This window comes from Pedobacter sp. MC2016-24, assembly GCF_015223055.1.
GTDB lineage: Bacteria > Bacteroidota > Bacteroidia > Sphingobacteriales > Sphingobacteriaceae > Pedobacter.
Window position 1 is genome coordinate 461,389 of the sequence record NZ_JADFBX010000002.1, and the last position, 17,454, is coordinate 478,842.

Consider the following 17,454-nt stretch of genomic DNA (forward strand, 5'->3'; position numbering starts at 1 on the left):
ACGGGCTAAGCCGATCTTTGCAGTAAATTCAAATAAACGAAATGATACGAAATGCTGCAAGAGCAAAGGATCAGTCTGATCCTTCGAATGGCGCTGTTATGAGAAATTTAACAAAAAGCATGCAATTAATGAGGCCTTTTAAATATCTGGCTTTTGCTTGGATATTGGTTTTTATGCAATTGCCACAACTACTTAGGGCTAGTGTAGTACCTGTTTCAGGGAACCTGTTTTTTCAGGAAACAATTAATTTAAAGGGTACAGTTAAAGACGCCGGGGATGGGCAGCCATTACCAGGAGTTACCATATCAGACAGTCAAAGAAAAGTTCTTGGCGTAACGGATGTGAATGGTAATTTTAATTTGAAAGTTGTTAAAGGAACTGAAATTTCATTTAATATGCTTGGTTATACTGTTACCAAACGTACGGTGACTTCTGCAGCTAATGGAATGATTGTTAGTATGAGCAGTTCGAGTTCTGATCTTAATGAAGTAGTGGTTACGGCCCTTGGTATTAAACGTGAAGAACGCTCGCTGGGTTATTCAGTTACTAAAATCGATAGCAATCAATTAACTGATGCTGTCTCCAGTAACTGGACAGATGCTTTATCTGGAAAAGTTGCAGGATTAAATCTGGTTCGTAATGGTGGACCTGCAGGATCAAATAAAATTATCTTGCGTGGTGAAAATAACCTAACGGGTGATAACGAAGCCTTAATTGTGATTGATGGGGTAGTAGCCAGTAGCAGTGCCAAGCGTACGTCGGCACCTTCGGGAGGTGTTTACGGGACGTCAGGAGATAATTTACCTGCCGATTTTGGTAGTGCGATCAGCGACCTAAACCCTGAAGATATTGAAAGTGTTACTGTGTTAAAGGGCCCCGGTGCTGCGGCCCTTTACGGGCAGCGCGGTGCTAATGGTGCCATTATCATTACAACGAAGTCTGGGAATGCAAAAAAGAAGATTCTTGGGGTAACCTTTACCTCAAATACTTCATGGGAACAAGTTAACCGCCAAACAGATAGTCAATACGAATATGGACAAGGTTTAGCTGGTGTAAATTACTTCTCTTATGGAGGTACAGTAGATGGTGCAAGTACAAATGGTACTAGTTCTGCCTGGGGAGCCAAGTTTGACGGGCAATCTTACTTTCAGTACGATCCCGCCAGGAAAGGAGTAGGTTTAGAACGTACACCTTGGGTGCCTTATGAAAACCCGATTTCTGCCTTTTTTAGAACCGGATATGAAACCACCAATTCCGTGAGTTTAGATGGTACATATAAAAAAACAGCATTACGCTTTTCTGCAAGTCATGGCAACAATGATTGGATTGTTCCTAATACAGGCTTGGAAAGAACTTCTGTTTCATTAACTGCAAATACCAAGGTAAATAATAAGCTCGATATCAATATCAAAGCGATGTACAACAATAGGCATAGTGATAACCTTCCAGCTACGGGTTATGGCAACCAATCTTTAATGTATTGGTTTATGTTTGCCCAGCCCAATGTAAATGTAGATTGGTACAGAGACTACTGGGCTCCAGGTAAAGAGCTGCAACAGTTTGTAAACATTACAACTAGTAATCCTGAAAGTCCATATGCTATTTCAGAACAATACCTGAATACCCAGCGCCGTAACGGAATTACAGGAAACGTACAGGCCAATTACAAATTTAATAAGGAATGGAGTTTAATGGTAAGGGCTACACTAGACCAAAATGTTGATAACCGCGAGCAAAAACGTCCATGGGATGCGGCCGGAAGTAAATTTGCACAAGGGTCTTATCGTGTTCAGCACATCAATTCGCATGAAGTTAACGCAGATTTTATGCTAAAATACAACAAAAAAATTGGTCGTGATTTGAACGTGAATGCATCTGTCGGCGGTAGTATGTTGAGTAACGTTTACAATAAAGGAGAACAACGTGCAGACGGCCTTGTTATGCCTGGATACTATAGACTTGATAATGCAGCGAATGCGATCATATCTGTGCCAGATACAGCAAGGTATAAGATCAATAGCGTTTACGCACTTGTATCTTTTTCTTATAAAAACTATTTATACCTGGATTTAACTGGCAGAACAGACTGGAGTAGCGTGCTTGCCACGCCTACACGTACAGATAATGTAGGTTTTTCTTACCCATCTGCAAGTGTGAGTTTTATTGCCTCAGATTATTTTAAACTACCAAGAGCAATTAGTTTGGCAAAATTCAGATTTTCCGCATCACAAGTAGGGAGTGGTAGTACTACACCATACCGTACTTCTTATAATTACACCTTAGCCTCTAATGGAATTTACCCAGGTAATGCAATGCAGAATCCTTCAGTTTTGCCGAATCCAGATTTAAAACCACTGAAAACAACTACTTATGAGGTGGGTGCTGACATTAGGCTTTTTAACAGTAGGTTGGGTTTTGATATTGCTGCATATTCTGGAAGTACTAAAAACCAGATTTTGAACCGCCAGATTGATCGTGCAACAGGATACAGTACCCAAATTGTTAATGTTGGACGTGTGGATAATCAAGGGGTTGAGATTGCGGTGAATGGAAAGCCTATCGCATCTAATAAAGGATTCAACTGGAGTGTAAATCTGACCTTCTCGGCCAATCGAAATAAAATTAAAGAGTTGGCAGACAGCTCTGTTGTGTTACGGACCGGTGCTTTAGGTGGCGGGCAAGTTGTGGCCAATATAGGGGGCAGTATGGGTGATCTTTATGGATTAGGGATTTTACGTGCTCCTGATGGACAGATCATTTTTGATGCCACTACTGGAAATGCGAAATTTACGCCTGGTGTAGTTTACCTTGGAAATACCATTCCTAAATATAAGTTTAGTGTGAGCAATACATTTGCTTATAGAGGATTTAGTCTGAGCACGCTTTTTGACGCGCAGGTTGGAGCCGTAGCCCATTCTCTTACTTTCTCCAGAATGGCATCTGGAGGTAAATTAAAAGTCACTCTTCCAGGGCGTTATAGTGGAATAATAGGGAATGGTGTTGTTCAAAATGCAGATGGAAGTTACCGTACTAATGATGTAATTGCAACTGATGTGCCAGCTTATTATGACTCGATCTATGGTTCGTCTCAAGCAGAGGGAAGTGTTTTTAGCACTGATTTTATCAAATTCAGAGAAGCGAACTTTACATATTCTTTTAAAACGGCGTTCCTGAGAAAGATAAGTTTGAATAAATTAACGATAGGAGTATATGGCCGTAACCTGTTTATCTGGTCGCCATGGCCTGCATTTGATCCTGAATTTGGAACGTTGTCCGGGACTGACATTGTTACAGGTTTTGAAACCGGCCAGCTTCCATCTACCCGGACCTATGGTGTACGTTTAGTTGTTGGCCTTTAATTCTCCATGATATGAAAAAATTAATTATAAAAATAAGTTGTTTATCAATTCTTATTGTAAGCACGTTATCTTCCTGCAAAAAAGGTTTTGACAAAGTGAATACTGATCCTATTGGGGTTGCGAATGTTAGTGCCAATCAACTGCTGGCACCTGCGCTTGTAAATGTGTTGAGTGCCAATATGGTTCGTAACCGTAATTTTAACAATGAGCTGATGCAGGTTACCGTTGATATTAGTGATGCAGATGGTAAAGTATTCAGGTATGATTATAGGCGTACTTTTTCTGATTATTTATGGAACAACTGGTATCCTCAAATTACCAATTTTAAGGATATGTATAAGATAGCCAGTAGTCCTGAAAGTTTGAACAAATCTTATCAGGGTATTGCACTAATTTCACAAGTATGGACTTATTCGCTGCTTACTGACACCTATGGCGACATACCATATTTTGAAGCTAATCTTGGTAAGGATGGCATAATTGAGCCGGCTTACGACAGGCAAAAGGACATTTACCTGGATATGTTTGCAAAACTAGAGGAAGCAAATACTTCTTTAAGTATAGGTACGACGATTACCGCAACCGGCGACCCTATATTTAAAGGAGATATAGCCAAATGGAGAAAGTTTGGAAACTCGCTTTATCTAAGGTTGTTACTTCGTGTTTCCGGTAAATCTGAAACGGCTGCACAGGTAACATCAAAGATCAGGGAAATGATAGATACTAACCCTGGTCAGTATCCAATTATGGCGACTAATGATGATACCGCTAAAATATTGTGGAACGGCACAAATAGTAGCACTTCAGTATATTCTTCGCCCTTTATGGTAAACGTAAGACCAGTTGATTTCAGAACACCTTCAATTACCAGTTTCTTTATTGACAATATAGTGGGCTGGAATTACCCGTTAATTAATCCTGTACTTGGAAAGGGCAATGTGCCAAGGTGGGGAATAGCAAGAGGAACAATCGGTGACTATGAAGGCGTTCCAAGCGGATATCCGCAAGATCAATCCTTTGTCCGTCAATCGTATTTTTATTCTGATCCTGCAGGTACAGGGTATAGCTTACAAACTGATCCTTATACTGGCATCATCATGAATTGCGCAGAAGTGAATTTTATACTGGCAGAAGCAGCAGCCAAAGGATGGATCAGCGGTTCGGCAGAGACCTATTATAATAAAGGTATATATTATGGCATTAATTACTGGCTTCCAAGCTGGGCTCCGGCAGGCATAAGCGACAATACATTTTTAACTTATGTTACTAATCCCAATGTAAGATGGAATGCAAGTTTGGCGCTAGATGCTGCAACAGGGGACAGCAAGATGGAAAGAATACATTTACAGAAATATTATGGATTGTTTCTGGTAGACATGCAACAATGGTTTGAGAATCGTAGAACCGGCCATCCAATTCTCCCAAAAGGGGCTGGCCTGTTAAATAATAAGGTGATGCCTGCAAGAATGGCTTATCCTGTTATCAGCCAGTCTACTAATCCAACCAATTATAAAAATGTAATAGCTATTCAGGGTGCTGATGAAATTTATACACAAGTTTGGTGGCAGAAACCGTAATTAAAAAATAAATCCAAAAAGATGAAAAATATATATTTATACCTTTTGATTGTTATAGTCGCCTGCTTATCAGCTTGTAAAAAGCCAGACTATATTAATGGAACATTAAGTCCCATTATTGCAGTATCTGATTTGAGGGCCCTATATAAGGGGTCTGATATACCTCTAACTACTGAGAATTTATCCGGTGCCGATCAAATCGTAGGTATCGTTATTTCGGATGCATCATCAGGGAATGCACCGGCAGGAGTTGTTGTGCTGCAAAATTTTAGAAGAAATTTTTTAAGAGGTATTAACCTTGTGGTTGGAGCAGATGCATCTAATTATCTGCCTGGAGATTCATTAGTTGTTGATGTTACCGGAGGTACCTTGACAAAAGTAAATGGTTCTCTGCAAATTGTTGGTTTATCTGCTCAATCCATCAGTAAGGTAGCGTCAAACAAACCCCAACAGGTGCAATCTGTGTCTTCAACGGCATTGCTGGCATCACCAGATGCGTATGAAAGTACACTGATTATCGTTGGTGGAGGCTCCTTTTCTCCTAAACCTGCTGTTGGAGAAACCTATCAGGGTGATAAGATTCTTGTAAATGGAACAAATAGATTCACGTTGCATACAGAAGCTAAAGCAAATTATGCAGCGGAGTTATTGCCCTTAAGTGCAGATGTAACCGGAATTCCATTTCGCGTTGGTGCAGTAGGTGCAGAGGTGATTCAGCTTTGGCCAAGAACCTTCGCCGATATCAAGGATGTAAGTGATCCGGGAGAACAAGATCCGGAAACAGCAAGAGGAAGGGTGATCATTACCGGTTTTGCGAACGATGTGAAAGGCAGTGATGCTAATGCTGAATATGTTCAGCTTATGGCAACTACAGATGTTGATTTTTCTAAAACACCTTTTTCTGTTGTCGTGTGTACCAATGCCGGGACTAACGCTCCTAATGCTGGCGCTGCACCAGGTGCAGGATGGGCAACCGGAGGTGGAAGAACCTATAAGTTTAACCTGAGAACTGGTATTGTAAGAAAAGGAGAGTTTTTCTACGTTGGAGGAAGCAATAGAAGAATCAACGGACCTGGTTCTACAGACATCAGCTCGGCAAAATGGATTAGGTTCATTACTTATGGGAACGATCCTGGGGACGGAATTGGTGATAAAAGCGGAGGTCTATTGCCAAACAGTGGTAATGCTGGTGGAATCGCTTTATTTGCTGGTACTACAGTTATGGAAGCAACTACTCCGATTGATGTGGTTTTTTACGGAGGTACCGGAAAAACAACTATAGTAAATGAAAATGCGAAACTTGGATACAGGGTTGCAGATAATGATCGTTATAAAACGGTAGATCCAACTACCTCAATTCCTCAACCTTTCTTTTATCAGGGAACAAATAATTATGTAATTAAACATGTAGACCCGGCAGATCAGGGGGTTTTTATGAAACTTGGAGGTGTGTTTAATGCGGCTGAAAGGAAATGGGAGACAAATAGAGGGATTTCGGTGTATTTGATGACTGCTACGACAGCAATTTCTGAGATACAAAACGGTAGTGACGTTACTAAATTGACCAATTAACATGAACAGAAGATCATTTATACAAGGCCTTGGCCTGATAACAGGGAGTGCATTTATAGCGCTCCAATCGGATGCGTTTACTAAACTCAAACATGGTGAAGCCATAAGGGGAAAAGTTACAGATGGAGCTAAAGGAATTAAAAACGTAGTCATTTCTGATGGCTATAACGTAGTTTTAACCGATGAAAAAGGGAATTACAGCATCACACCAGATGTTAAGGCAACAAACATATTCATGAGTACGCCTGCTGGCTATGAATTTAAAACCGATTACAGTGTAGTCAGGCAATACGAAACCCTTGGCAGCCGTAACGAGTATGACTTTAAACTGCAAGCCCTTAAAAGAAGCGATGATCAGCACAATTTCATCATCTGGGCTGATCCGCAGGTTAAAAATAAGAAAGACGTACAACAGATGATGGATACTTCGGTCCCTGATGTGCAGGAAGTCATCAAATCCATGGGTAAAGATGCACTGGTTCATGGAATCTGTGTAGGCGATATTGTATGGGATAACCATGCCTTATTCCCGGATTACAACAATGCCGTGGCGCAGATCGGTATTCCGTTTTTCCAGGCACTGGGTAATCACGACATGGATTACAGACAGGGTGGGGATGAAACCTCAGATAAAACATTTAAAGAAGTATTTGGGCCAACCTATTATTCTTTCAACAGGGGGAAAGCACATTACGTGGTTTTGGACGATGTGCGCTATTTAGGTAGTGAACGAGATTACGACGGTTTCATCGTCCAAAACCAACTGGATTGGCTGGCGAAGGATCTGAAATATGTTGACAAAGATCAATTGATTATCTTATGTCTGCATATCCCTGTACACAACTCGGTTAAAAATAATGCAGATCTATACGCGATTTTAGCTGGCTTCAACAATGTACACATTATGTCTGGCCATACACATTTTAACGAAAATAACCTTGCTAATGGTATTTATGAACACAATCACGGGACAGTTTGCGGCGCCTGGTGGACAGGCCCAATCTGTGAAGATGGTACACCACGCGGTTATGGTGTGTATGAGGTAAACGGTAACCAGTTGAAATGGTATTATAAATCTACTGGTTTTGATAAGTCAAAACAGATGAGCCTATACCTGGATACATTAAACAATCAGAAGCGGCTCCTGGCCAATGTCTGGAATTGGGATCCGGAATGGAAAGTAGAATATTTTCTTGACGATCAATCTAAAGGTGCAATGGAGCAGCAGAAAGGCTATGATCCGCAGGCAGTAGAATTGTATAAAGGGGATAAACTTCCGGCAAGCAGGTCTTTTGTTGAACCCAGGCAAATGGACCATCTGTTTATGGCTCATTTTGATTCTTCGGTAAAGAAAGTTAAAGTGATTGCAACAGATCGCTTTGGTGTCCAATACACCGCTACTATCGCCTCCTAGCTAACTATAACTGGGCCACCAAAAAGAAAATTTGGTGAATAGCTAATGTGATTGATATATTTAAAAAAATAACGGATAAGGTTGTCTTTGACTATTGGTTAAGATCATCTTATCCGTTTCTTATTTAACCCCAAATCATTAAAATGAAACAAGCCATTTACAAAATTATGCTTAGCCTGGCGCTCATGCTGGCTTTAAATTTATCCTCCAACGCCCAGCAATCGAGCTGGGATAGTACATATCGTCCGGGTTCCTACCTTAAAAAAATAGAGGCTTTTCAAGCTGAGGGCATCACCAAAAAAGATTTTGTTTTTTTAGGGAACAGCATTACAGCTGGGACTGATTGGGGGAAGTTACTCAATCTGCCCAATGCAAAAAACAGGGGGATTTCTGGCGACATTACTTTTGGAGTATTGGAACGTTTGGATCAGGTGATCATTGGCAAACCAGCAAAAGTGTTTGTATTAATTGGTATCAATGACATTTCAAAAGATATACCCGATAGCGTAATCCTGGGCAACTACAAGAAAATAATACAACGCATCCAATATGGGTCTAAAAAAACAAAAATCTATTTTTATACCTTGCTTCCGGTAAATGCCTCATTTAATAAATTTAAAAACCATTACAATAAAGACCAGCACATTTTATGGTTAAATGAGCAGATCAGAAAGTTGGCCAGTAAAAAAGTAACAATAATTGATTTATATCCCCATTTCACAGATTCAGATCAGCATTTAAAACCTGAAATTACGGCTGACGGTTTACACCTGAAAACAGAAGGTTATCAAATCTGGGCTGAAGTCTTGAAAACAGGGGGATATTTGAAATAAGCCATCCGGTTATTTGATAGCCAGGACTAAAACAGGTACAGGTCTGTTGATATACCTATTTTCGATATAAGTTTCTTTACCCAATTTTCTGAGCATTTTGTAATGGGAAACCAATGCAGCTCCGAAAGTTGGGCTTTCTATGTATGGTAAATTAAATTCTGCTGCGGTTTGTTTTACAATGGCGCCAATGGCAGGGTAATGTATGTGACAAATCTTTGGAAAAAGATGGTGCTCAATCTGGCGGTTTAAACCACCGCATAGAAAGCCAGCCAATAAACTATCACCCGCGAAATTAGCCGTGGTGGCGAGTTGATGCACTGCCCATGCTTCTTCGATATCACCGTTGGTGTCGGGTAAAGGAAAGCTGGTGCCTTCCACCACATGTGCCAACTGGAAAACAAGACCCAATACCAGTCCCTGTGCAAATTGCATCACCAGAAATCCAATCATAAATTGCCACCAAGTGACGTTCATGACTAGTAAAGGCAAAGCAATGAATAGGAAATAGTAAATCGCTTTGTAGAAAAACAGGTTGAAATATTCAATCCTGGGATGGCTTGTAACGTGCTCGCCAATCTTCTTTTGGAAAAATTTCTTGTAATCTTTTCTGAATACCCAGCTTAGCATGGCAAAGCTGTAAAGCAAGAACGCGTAATAATGCTGGTAGCGCTGCACTTTATTTACAGTTTCTGCATCAGAAAAACGGATCAGCCCCGGAGCTACATCAATATCTTCATCATGCCCGGCAATATTTGTGTAGGTATGGTGTACGACATTATGGCAAATGTTCCAGACATAAGGACTTGCGCCAATCAGATTAAATATAAAGCTAAAGGTCGCATTGACCTTCGCATTGGCAGAATAAGCCTTATGAATGGCATCGTGACAAACGTTAAATCCTACAAATGCACCAAATGCGCCCAATAATACGGCAAGAAGAGTCATAGCCGGAAAACTAAAGTTGCCCAAAAGCAGTAACAGGTAAAGAGAAACTAAGCCAACCAAGAAAAATAGGGTTTTAAACCACATGGCGCCATTCGCGTGAATGGATAGCTTGTTATCAATAAAATGGGTATCTACTCTTTTTCGAACTGTTGCGTAAAATGTGGATTTACTGATGTTTTTGAATTTGACTTTTTTTGTCATTAATACTTTTCCCTTTGAAATGTTTCGCTTACCCCTGATGATAGTTTGGCTAATGTACCATAATTTAAATTCACATTGGGCCGGCATGATGTTATTATTCAATTACGAAATTATAACCCCTTTGGATTTTAGGATGCAAAATGGATTAGGCATAGGCTGTAATGCAATAATCGTCCTGCTTTATTACTTTTTTTGACTCAATTTGTTTAAGCTTTGTATTTTCGGTTATATTTACCATCAGTTAATGGTGCTATATCAATCATTATTGGAAAATAGATGGAGAACGTCAATATCAAGCAGCTGGCCAAGGCATTAAATTTATCAACGTCGACAGTGTCCAGGGCCTTCAGGGACAGTAGTGACATCAGCAAGGAAACAAAAGACAGGATACTATCTAAAGCGAGGGAGTTTAATTACCAACCAAATCACTATGCCAGTAATCTGAGGGAACAGCGAAGTAAAACCATTGCTGTTATAGTACCGGAGCTCGCCAATAATTTTTTCTCGCAGGCAATCCGTGGAATTGAACAGGTTGCGAGAGCAAAAGGATATCATATCCTGATCTATGCCACAGATGATGATTATGAGAAAGAAGTTTCTTTTATCAGGCATTTACACAATGGGCGTGCCGATGGAATCATCATGTCGGTATCCGGAGAGGCCAATGATCACAATTACCTGAATGAGCTTAGTCATAAAAGACTGCCACTGGTATTTTTTGACCGGGTATATGAGGATATCGTAACTCCAAGGGTAATTACCAATGATTATGACAGTAGTTTTTCGGCTACTGAGCATTTGATTAAACAAGGTTGTGAAAGGATTGCTTACCTGGTGATTAATAAAAACCTTTCCATCGGTAAGTTCCGGATGCAGGGCTATATTGATGCGCTTAAGAAACATCACATCCCTTATAACGATCAGTTGGTTGTAGATTGCACCAACAGTTATAGTAAGAACAATGTGATTTTGAAACGGATGTTACAGGAATTGACACCGGATGGTGTGTTTACTTCAGTTGAACGCCTCGCTTTCGCTACATATTACGCTTGTTACGACCTGGAGATTTCAGTGCCTCAACAATTGAAAGTAATTGGTTTCTCTAGTCTGGAAATTGCACCCTTATTAAATCCATCGCTAACGACAGTAACGCAGCCTGCAACTCAAATTGGTACCGAAGCCGTCAATCTATTGTTCCGGATGTTAGAGCATCCTGGTTCGGTAGATCAGAGTGAAAAAATAGTGCTCAACTCTAAGCTGATTAAAAGACGTTCTACCCAAAAAAAGTAGTCGTAGATGCTATGTTTTTTAGCTCAATTTGTGCGGAAAAATCGCGCGAAATCCACTGTGCTTTTAAGCAGTAAATTCCTTGTTTTTTTGCCTTCAAAATCTTCATTTTTTAACAAAAGCTTTTGGTGAATTTCCAATTTCACGCAGAATTTGGATACCTCTCCCAAAAGTTTTTAAAAAAATATGTTGATAACCTCGGGAACGATCCCGGGAACGATCCCGAAAAATGAGTCGAAAAAATAATAGTGTAAAAAATACACTTAGATTGCTTATTTTTATTTTTAACTTATTGATATGTAGTTGTATATGTTTTTTATGATTGGTTTTTTAGAAAATCTACTTGCAAATATTTCATCTGATTTTTTCGTTTTCAGAATATAAAATATGGTGTCTAAAAAAAATGTAATATAAAATTTTGATTTGTCAGGTGTACCTGTAAATTTACCATAACTGTTACATACAGTTAACATTAACCAAATATTTACATTAAAAAAGAGCATAAATATGAGAGTATTTTACTTAATCAAGCTTTGCCTTCCGGTGCTTCTCTTGATCACTGCATTAACGGCAAATGCACAGACAAGTTCGCTTGCCGGAAAGGTGCTTGATGAAACCGGATTGCCGCTTCCGGGCGCATCAATCCAAATTAAAAGTTTAGGCAGAACTACAGCAACCAATACGGATGGTACTTATAAAATTACCGGTTTGAACAACGGACCCGTAACGGTTACCATTAGCTTCATTGGTTACCAAACCAAAGACCAGTCTGTAACCATAAATGGAAGTACAACTGCAAATTTCGATGTGAAGCCGGATGCTCAGGGATTGGATGAGGTTGTGGTAGTTGGGTATGGTACGCAAACCAGGAGAGAGGTTACTGGTTCAATAGCGAAAGTGTCTGGTGAAAAAATTGCTGCTTTACCAACGCCAAGTTTTGAAGCGAGTTTACAAGGCCGGGCTCCAGGTGTGCAGGTAACAACGGGCAGTGGTTTGGCTGGTAGTGGATCAGTAATCCGGGTAAGAGGTATTGGATCAATCAGTGCTGGAGGAGATCCATTGTATGTTGTGGATGGGATTCCAATTACTTCAGATCCTTTTCTTAATGGAAATAGGGGGGCGATGAACCAAAACCCACTTGCTACAATTAACTCAGAAGATATTGAATCTATTGAGATTTTAAAGGACGCGGGTGCTGCAGGTATTTATGGTTCCAGAGGTGCCAATGGTGTTATTTTGATCACCACCAAACGTGGTAAATCTGGTACGCCAACGGTTAATTTTTCTACTAAATATGGCTTGAGCACTTATGCAAACAAACCAAAATTTGTAAGCGGAGCTGAGTGGTTGGCTTTACGTCAGGAGGCCTGGATCAATGATGGTAATACAGGTTTGGCAACTTTGCCGCAGGGTATAACCTGGGCTCAGGCACAGAATACAAATACAGACTGGTTTGACGAAGTAACCCGCATCGGAAAGTATAATGAACAAAACATTTCCTTATCTCAAGGTACAGATAAGATTAAAACCTATATCGCAGCAAATCACGACAATAACCAGAGTTTCTTAAAGGGAAATTCTTATGAGAAATATGGTTTCAGAACAAATATAGATATTAAGCCAACCGATTATTTTAGTACCAGTATCAATGTAGGGTATAGTCAGGGAACCAATCAGCGTGTTAGTGCTGCATGGGATGGAGGTATTGGAGATGCGATGTCTGTTGCACTACCAATTTATCCTATTTTCAATGAAGATGGAACTTATTGGAAGAATGGAGCTAATCCTGTGCGAACAATTAATTATATGAATTGGAAAAGTGTAGATCAGCGTTTATTAGCTGGTATTACAATGGAACTTAAGCCATTCAAAAATTTCACGATCAAGGGTATTGCGAATATGGATAACCTGCAGGTTATTGAAGATAAGTTTTCGCCTAATGAACTAACAGGGAATCAAAATGGTTTAGGCCATGCTGACAGATGGGACAATAGAGTCCTAAACCGTAATTTTACAGGAACAGCGAATTATGAAATTAATTTCACGAAAAAAAGTAAGCTAACGCTATTAGCCGGTGCAGAAGCTCAGAATTTCGAGCAGAACGGTTATACTTCCGGTATTAACGGCGATACAAACGGACCATTTTCAAAAGATAAAGGCGCTTTATATGCTGCTATGCAGACAATGATCAATAATAAAGCACTGGTTTATGTGAATGGCCTTAATAGAACAACTTTTGCAAGTTTGTTTGCCCGTGCAAATTATTCCTATGATAACCGCTATTTCCTGCAAGTTTTGGCTCGTCGTGACGGATCATCCAAATTTGGTACTAACCACAAATACGGCTTTTTTCCAGCTGTTTCCGCTGCCTGGACAATCAGCCAGGAAAACTTCCTAAAAGAAAGTACCGTTGTTAATAATTTGAAGTTGAGAACAAGTTATGGTATCACGGGAAATGCCAACATCCCTCCTGGAGAGTATTATTCTAAGTTTTACAATGATGGTTCTTACAATGGAAACGGTTCTGTTAGACCGGACAATGTAGAGAATCCAGACCTACAATGGGAGCAGTTAAAAAGTTTTGATGCGGCAATTGAATTTGGATTTTTTAACAATAGATTATCAGGTGAGTTTGCATATTATAACAAGAGAACTACAAAAGTTTTGATTAATGCAGGTATTTCGCCTTCAAACGGTTTTTTAAGTGCTTATCAGAATGTTGGGGAGATTTTGAATCAGGGATTAGAGCTAAGTTTAAATTCTATCAACATTAAAACAAAAGATTTTAAATGGACTACCAATTTTAATATTTCTCAGAACTATAATGAAGTCGTTAGTATCGGAACACTATCAGCTGACGGTATTTTAGGTGCAACAAATGATACCCGAATTGTTATTGGGAAGCCAGTGGGAACTAACTTTTTGGTTAGATATAAAGGTGTAGATCCCACAGACGGTCTGCCTATATGGTTAGATAAAGACGGTTATGAAACGAAGGTGTTTTCTTTGGATAATCGGGTTGCTGTTGGTAAAGTTATCCCTGATTTTGTGGGCGGTCTGGGCAACACCTTTTCTTATAAAGGTTTTGAGTTAACATCCCTATTTACATTTGCTATCGGTGGTAATATATATGACGCTTCTGCTAAACGTCAATTGGGAATTGTAACAGATTGGAATATCAGGAGCGACATCTCTGACAGGTGGCAAAAACCTGGAGATATTGCGAAATTTCCTAGATTAACCATGAATACCAGTACTTATCCTGGACTATCAAATGAATGGAATTACAATTCTACCATGTTTTTATATGATGCATCATTCATGCGCTTGAGAGAATTGACGCTTTCTTACACATTACCTGCACCTTTTGCGAAAAAGTTAGGAATGCGTAATACGAGGGTGTTTGCAACTGGCATGAACTTGCTAACATTTACGAAATATCCAGGTGGGGATCCGGAAATTGCGCGTGATTTCGACAACCCTCAGGATCGCAATATGAGTCCGAATATCTCTTATTTGACAACGCCTCAGCAAAAGTCTGTAACATTTGGTCTTTCAACCTCATTTTAATCTAAAAAGCATTAAAGATGAAAAATAATATAAAAATATTTACTACAGGAATTTTCCTCCTTACTTTAATTCTCGGTTTTGCCGGATGTAAAGACTATTTGAATGCACCCCCAATAGATGCCATTACCAAAGGTGATGCATTAAAGGATGAGGCAGGAGTAGATGCGGTAATGACTGCCGCTTATAAAAAGCTAAATGATAATGTTCTTGGTGGCAAATATCAGGTGATATCCGAATTAATGGGTGACAATATCCAGGGGAATTTATTAAACGGGGATTTCGGCGAATTTTACGGGCGTAAATCTTCTGTATTTGGAACTTATAAAAAAGACTTCTATCTGGATACTTATCAAAGCATTTATAGAGCAAATACTGTTTTAGAAAACTTAAATGTTACTGCCGGTAGACATGATAATTTAGAAGGACAAGCACTATTCATTCGTGCTCTTTCCCACTTTATATCAGTACGTCTTTTTGCGCAACCATACGGTTATACCCCAGATAATAGCCATTTAGGAGTACCTTTAAAGTTAAGTACGGAAATAAAACCAGGTGTACGTGCCACTGTTAAACAAGTGTATGATCAGATTATTGCTGACTTGAAAATTGCTGAAACCAAATTGCCGGGAGACAATGATGGATATGCCACTTCTTGGGCGGCTAAGGCTTTATTGGCCAGGGTGTATTTTTCAATGAATGATTTTACCAATGCATATAGCTACTCAAATGCTGTGATCAGCAGTGGCAAATTTCAGTTTGAATCTGATTATAGCAAACGTTTTTCATTAGGCTTGAGTACGGAAGCGATTTTCTCTATGGTCAATGCGCCGAATACTTACGATGCTGGAGGTGAACTTAGAGGGCAGTTTCGATCGGATTTTAATTTGCCAACGCTTCGCTTTACACCAGCGACTTATGCCCTGGTAAATAATTCAAGTGATATACGGAAAGTATGGTTTGATGTGGTTAAATATCCGGGTGAGATACCTACAACCAAATATAATAAGGATAGATTTAGTGTTCCGGTTTTACATCTTACAGAGATGAAATTGATCAGGGCAGAATCAGCTGCCGAATTGAATAATAATTTAACTATCGCAGTCGGAGATATCAATGACATTTTGAATCGGGCTTATGCTGGGACTCGAAATATACCTGCGAATTCTTCTGCAGCTTTAATCAAGACAAACGTGCGTTTACAACGCAGCATAGAAATGATTGCAGAAGGCGATAGGCTTTATGAAATTAAACGTATTGGGGCGAAAGGTGAGAATGTAGACAGGCGTGGTGCGGTTTGGAATTGCCCAGGACTTGTATTGCAGTTTCCCCAGGAAGAGATTACCAGCGATAAGAATTTTATACGTAATCCAGAAGGCGGTTGTAATTAGTGATTATCTTAAATTTTATAGAAATGAAGAACTTAAAATATTTAATCCTGGCAATTTGCATGATTTCCCTGTGGGGCTGCAAACCAGAAAAATTTGCACCAATTACTACCGATATTAACGTAGTGAAGCAAATGCAAGGTACCTGGGCATTAAGCAAGGTTACTCAAATCGATCAGGATGCATCTACCAAAGGATTTCCTTACAAACAGGTAGACATCACATCGGTTTATCCATATACAGAACTGGTGTTTGCACTTGTTGGTGACGGACAAGGCAACCCGACAACATTTACAATTACCCCAGGCAATTCACCTAAGATTGTGGATTTAACTTCTGGTACCTGGTCTGTTAATGATCCGATGGCGCCTACAACCATCGAGTTGAAAAACGGGACGGTGGTTAACACCTTGAGCGTAGGATCTTACTTAGGTCTGAAATCAGGAGTATTAACCATTAAAAAAGACAAGAAATTAAACGGCAAAGTCTTGTTGTCGTATCAATATGAATTCACTAAAAAGTAACCAGATATGAAAAAATTATTATTATCTATAATATGTAGTCTGACTGCCGTATTTGCATTTGGACAAGGTAAAGTTACTTTTAGTCCGGCTAGTTTTACCGCGGAAGATGAAGTAACGATAACATTAGACATTACAGGTACACCATTGGTGGGGCAAACTGCAATTTATGTATGGGCCTTTTCTAATGATGGTGTAGGTGGTGGAAAAGATGCAACTACAAACGGACAATGGGGAGCTTCTTCAGAAAGCGCAAAGATGACCCTGGTATCTGCCAATATTTTTCAGTTTAAATTTGTGGCGACCACTTTATTTGGCCAAAGTCCGGCTGAGCTGATCAACTTTGGTTTCCTGGCAAAAACTAAAGACGGATCTAAACAAAGCCAGGATTTTAAGCCTTTTAAATTTGATCCATTGGTGTTTACACCTTCACAATTCCGTGTATTTCCTGCCAAATTTGATTATACCGATATGGCTACTGTTTACTTTCACCAGGATCTGGCAACAGATATTAACCTTCAGAGAATGTATAATGTGAAAGTGAATTTAACTTTTTACAATGAAGGAGGGATCGCAGTTGGTTCGAAAACTGCAATAGTAGCGAAGAAAGAGTCTACCGTATTGTATTCTTACGCATTTATACCAGAGCGTGTGATCACAATTCCTGCCGGAACTAAATTGGGCAAGTTTACTTACCAGTTTACCGGTAGTGTTAAGGATGCTAATGGACAGGACGTGACGACATCGGGTCCTGTGAATGAAGTGGTCTATACCGTGTTCAATTAAATAT

At 39.6% G+C, this 17,454-nt stretch carries 11 protein-coding genes; 10 read left to right on the top strand and 1 reads right to left on the bottom strand.

Annotated features, from left to right (window positions below; genetic code table 11):
* Positions 1 to 41 precede the first annotated feature (41 nt).
* The 5 genes from IM797_RS07585 to IM797_RS07605 all read left to right on the top strand — a co-directional run bounded on the left by IM797_RS07585 (position 42) and on the right by IM797_RS07605 (position 8,755).
* Positions 42 to 3,359, top strand: coding sequence for a SusC/RagA family TonB-linked outer membrane protein (locus IM797_RS07585; RefSeq protein ID WP_194126505.1), 3,318 nt, complete (start codon positions 42 to 44; stop codon positions 3,357 to 3,359).
* Positions 3,360 to 3,370: 11 nt separating this feature from the next.
* Positions 3,371 to 4,936, top strand: a complete 1,566-nt coding sequence (locus IM797_RS07590) for a SusD/RagB family nutrient-binding outer membrane lipoprotein (RefSeq protein WP_194126506.1) — start codon at positions 3,371 to 3,373, stop codon at positions 4,934 to 4,936.
* Between the two features lie 21 nt (positions 4,937 to 4,957).
* On the top strand, positions 4,958 to 6,508 hold the full coding sequence (locus IM797_RS07595) for a DUF5689 domain-containing protein (protein ID WP_194126507.1): 1,551 nt from the start codon (positions 4,958 to 4,960) through the stop codon (positions 6,506 to 6,508).
* Position 6,509: 1 nt separating this feature from the next.
* Positions 6,510 to 7,922, top strand: a complete 1,413-nt coding sequence (locus tag IM797_RS07600) for a calcineurin-like phosphoesterase family protein (RefSeq protein ID WP_194126508.1) — start codon at positions 6,510 to 6,512, stop codon at positions 7,920 to 7,922.
* A 143-nt stretch (positions 7,923 to 8,065) separates the two neighbouring features.
* Positions 8,066 to 8,755 (top strand): GDSL-type esterase/lipase family protein, encoded by a 690-nt coding sequence (locus IM797_RS07605; protein WP_194126509.1) that lies wholly within the window; start codon positions 8,066 to 8,068, stop codon positions 8,753 to 8,755.
* Between the two features lie 9 nt (positions 8,756 to 8,764).
* Here the strand turns inward: IM797_RS07605 and IM797_RS07610 are convergent, their stop codons facing one another.
* Entirely contained in the window at positions 8,765 to 9,901 is a 1,137-nt protein-coding gene (locus IM797_RS07610; RefSeq protein WP_194126510.1) for an acyl-CoA desaturase, read from the bottom strand.
* 276 nt (positions 9,902 to 10,177) lie between these two features.
* Between IM797_RS07610 and IM797_RS07615 the strand changes: the two genes are divergently transcribed.
* The 5 genes from IM797_RS07615 (at position 10,178) to IM797_RS07635 (ending at position 17,450) form a co-directional block, all read left to right on the top strand.
* The gene (locus IM797_RS07615; protein WP_194126511.1) at positions 10,178 to 11,191 is read left to right on the top strand and encodes a LacI family DNA-binding transcriptional regulator; all 1,014 of its coding nucleotides are present in this window, start codon (positions 10,178 to 10,180) and stop codon (positions 11,189 to 11,191) included.
* A 504-nt stretch (positions 11,192 to 11,695) separates the two neighbouring features.
* Complete coding sequence (locus IM797_RS07620; RefSeq protein ID WP_194126512.1) at positions 11,696 to 14,758, top strand: TonB-dependent receptor; 3,063 nt, start codon at positions 11,696 to 11,698, stop codon at positions 14,756 to 14,758.
* A 17-nt stretch (positions 14,759 to 14,775) separates the two neighbouring features.
* Complete coding sequence (locus IM797_RS07625; protein WP_194126513.1) at positions 14,776 to 16,146, top strand: RagB/SusD family nutrient uptake outer membrane protein; 1,371 nt, start codon at positions 14,776 to 14,778, stop codon at positions 16,144 to 16,146.
* 23 nt (positions 16,147 to 16,169) lie between these two features.
* Positions 16,170 to 16,667: a DUF5004 domain-containing protein gene (locus tag IM797_RS07630; RefSeq protein WP_194126514.1), complete on the top strand. Its 498-nt coding sequence runs from the start codon at positions 16,170 to 16,172 to the stop codon at positions 16,665 to 16,667.
* Between the two features lie 6 nt (positions 16,668 to 16,673).
* The gene (locus IM797_RS07635; RefSeq protein ID WP_194126515.1) at positions 16,674 to 17,450 is read left to right on the top strand and encodes a hypothetical protein; all 777 of its coding nucleotides are present in this window, start codon (positions 16,674 to 16,676) and stop codon (positions 17,448 to 17,450) included.
* Positions 17,451 to 17,454 lie beyond the last annotated feature (4 nt).

Coding starts and splice junctions, on each gene's coding strand:
- IM797_RS07610 (WP_194126510.1), bottom strand. CDS start 9,901: ATGACAAAAAAAGTCAAATTCAAAAACATCAGTAAATCCACATTTTAC.
- IM797_RS07600 (WP_194126508.1), top strand. CDS start 6,510: ATGAACAGAAGATCATTTATACAAGGCCTTGGCCTGATAACAGGGAGT.
- IM797_RS07620 (WP_194126512.1), top strand. CDS start 11,696: ATGAGAGTATTTTACTTAATCAAGCTTTGCCTTCCGGTGCTTCTCTTG.
- IM797_RS07635 (WP_194126515.1), top strand. CDS start 16,674: ATGAAAAAATTATTATTATCTATAATATGTAGTCTGACTGCCGTATTT.
- IM797_RS07590 (WP_194126506.1), top strand. CDS start 3,371: ATGAAAAAATTAATTATAAAAATAAGTTGTTTATCAATTCTTATTGTA.
- IM797_RS07595 (WP_194126507.1), top strand. CDS start 4,958: ATGAAAAATATATATTTATACCTTTTGATTGTTATAGTCGCCTGCTTA.
- IM797_RS07615 (WP_194126511.1), top strand. CDS start 10,178: ATGGAGAACGTCAATATCAAGCAGCTGGCCAAGGCATTAAATTTATCA.
- IM797_RS07585 (WP_194126505.1), top strand. CDS start 42: ATGATACGAAATGCTGCAAGAGCAAAGGATCAGTCTGATCCTTCGAAT.
- IM797_RS07625 (WP_194126513.1), top strand. CDS start 14,776: ATGAAAAATAATATAAAAATATTTACTACAGGAATTTTCCTCCTTACT.
- IM797_RS07630 (WP_194126514.1), top strand. CDS start 16,170: ATGAAGAACTTAAAATATTTAATCCTGGCAATTTGCATGATTTCCCTG.
- IM797_RS07605 (WP_194126509.1), top strand. CDS start 8,066: ATGAAACAAGCCATTTACAAAATTATGCTTAGCCTGGCGCTCATGCTG.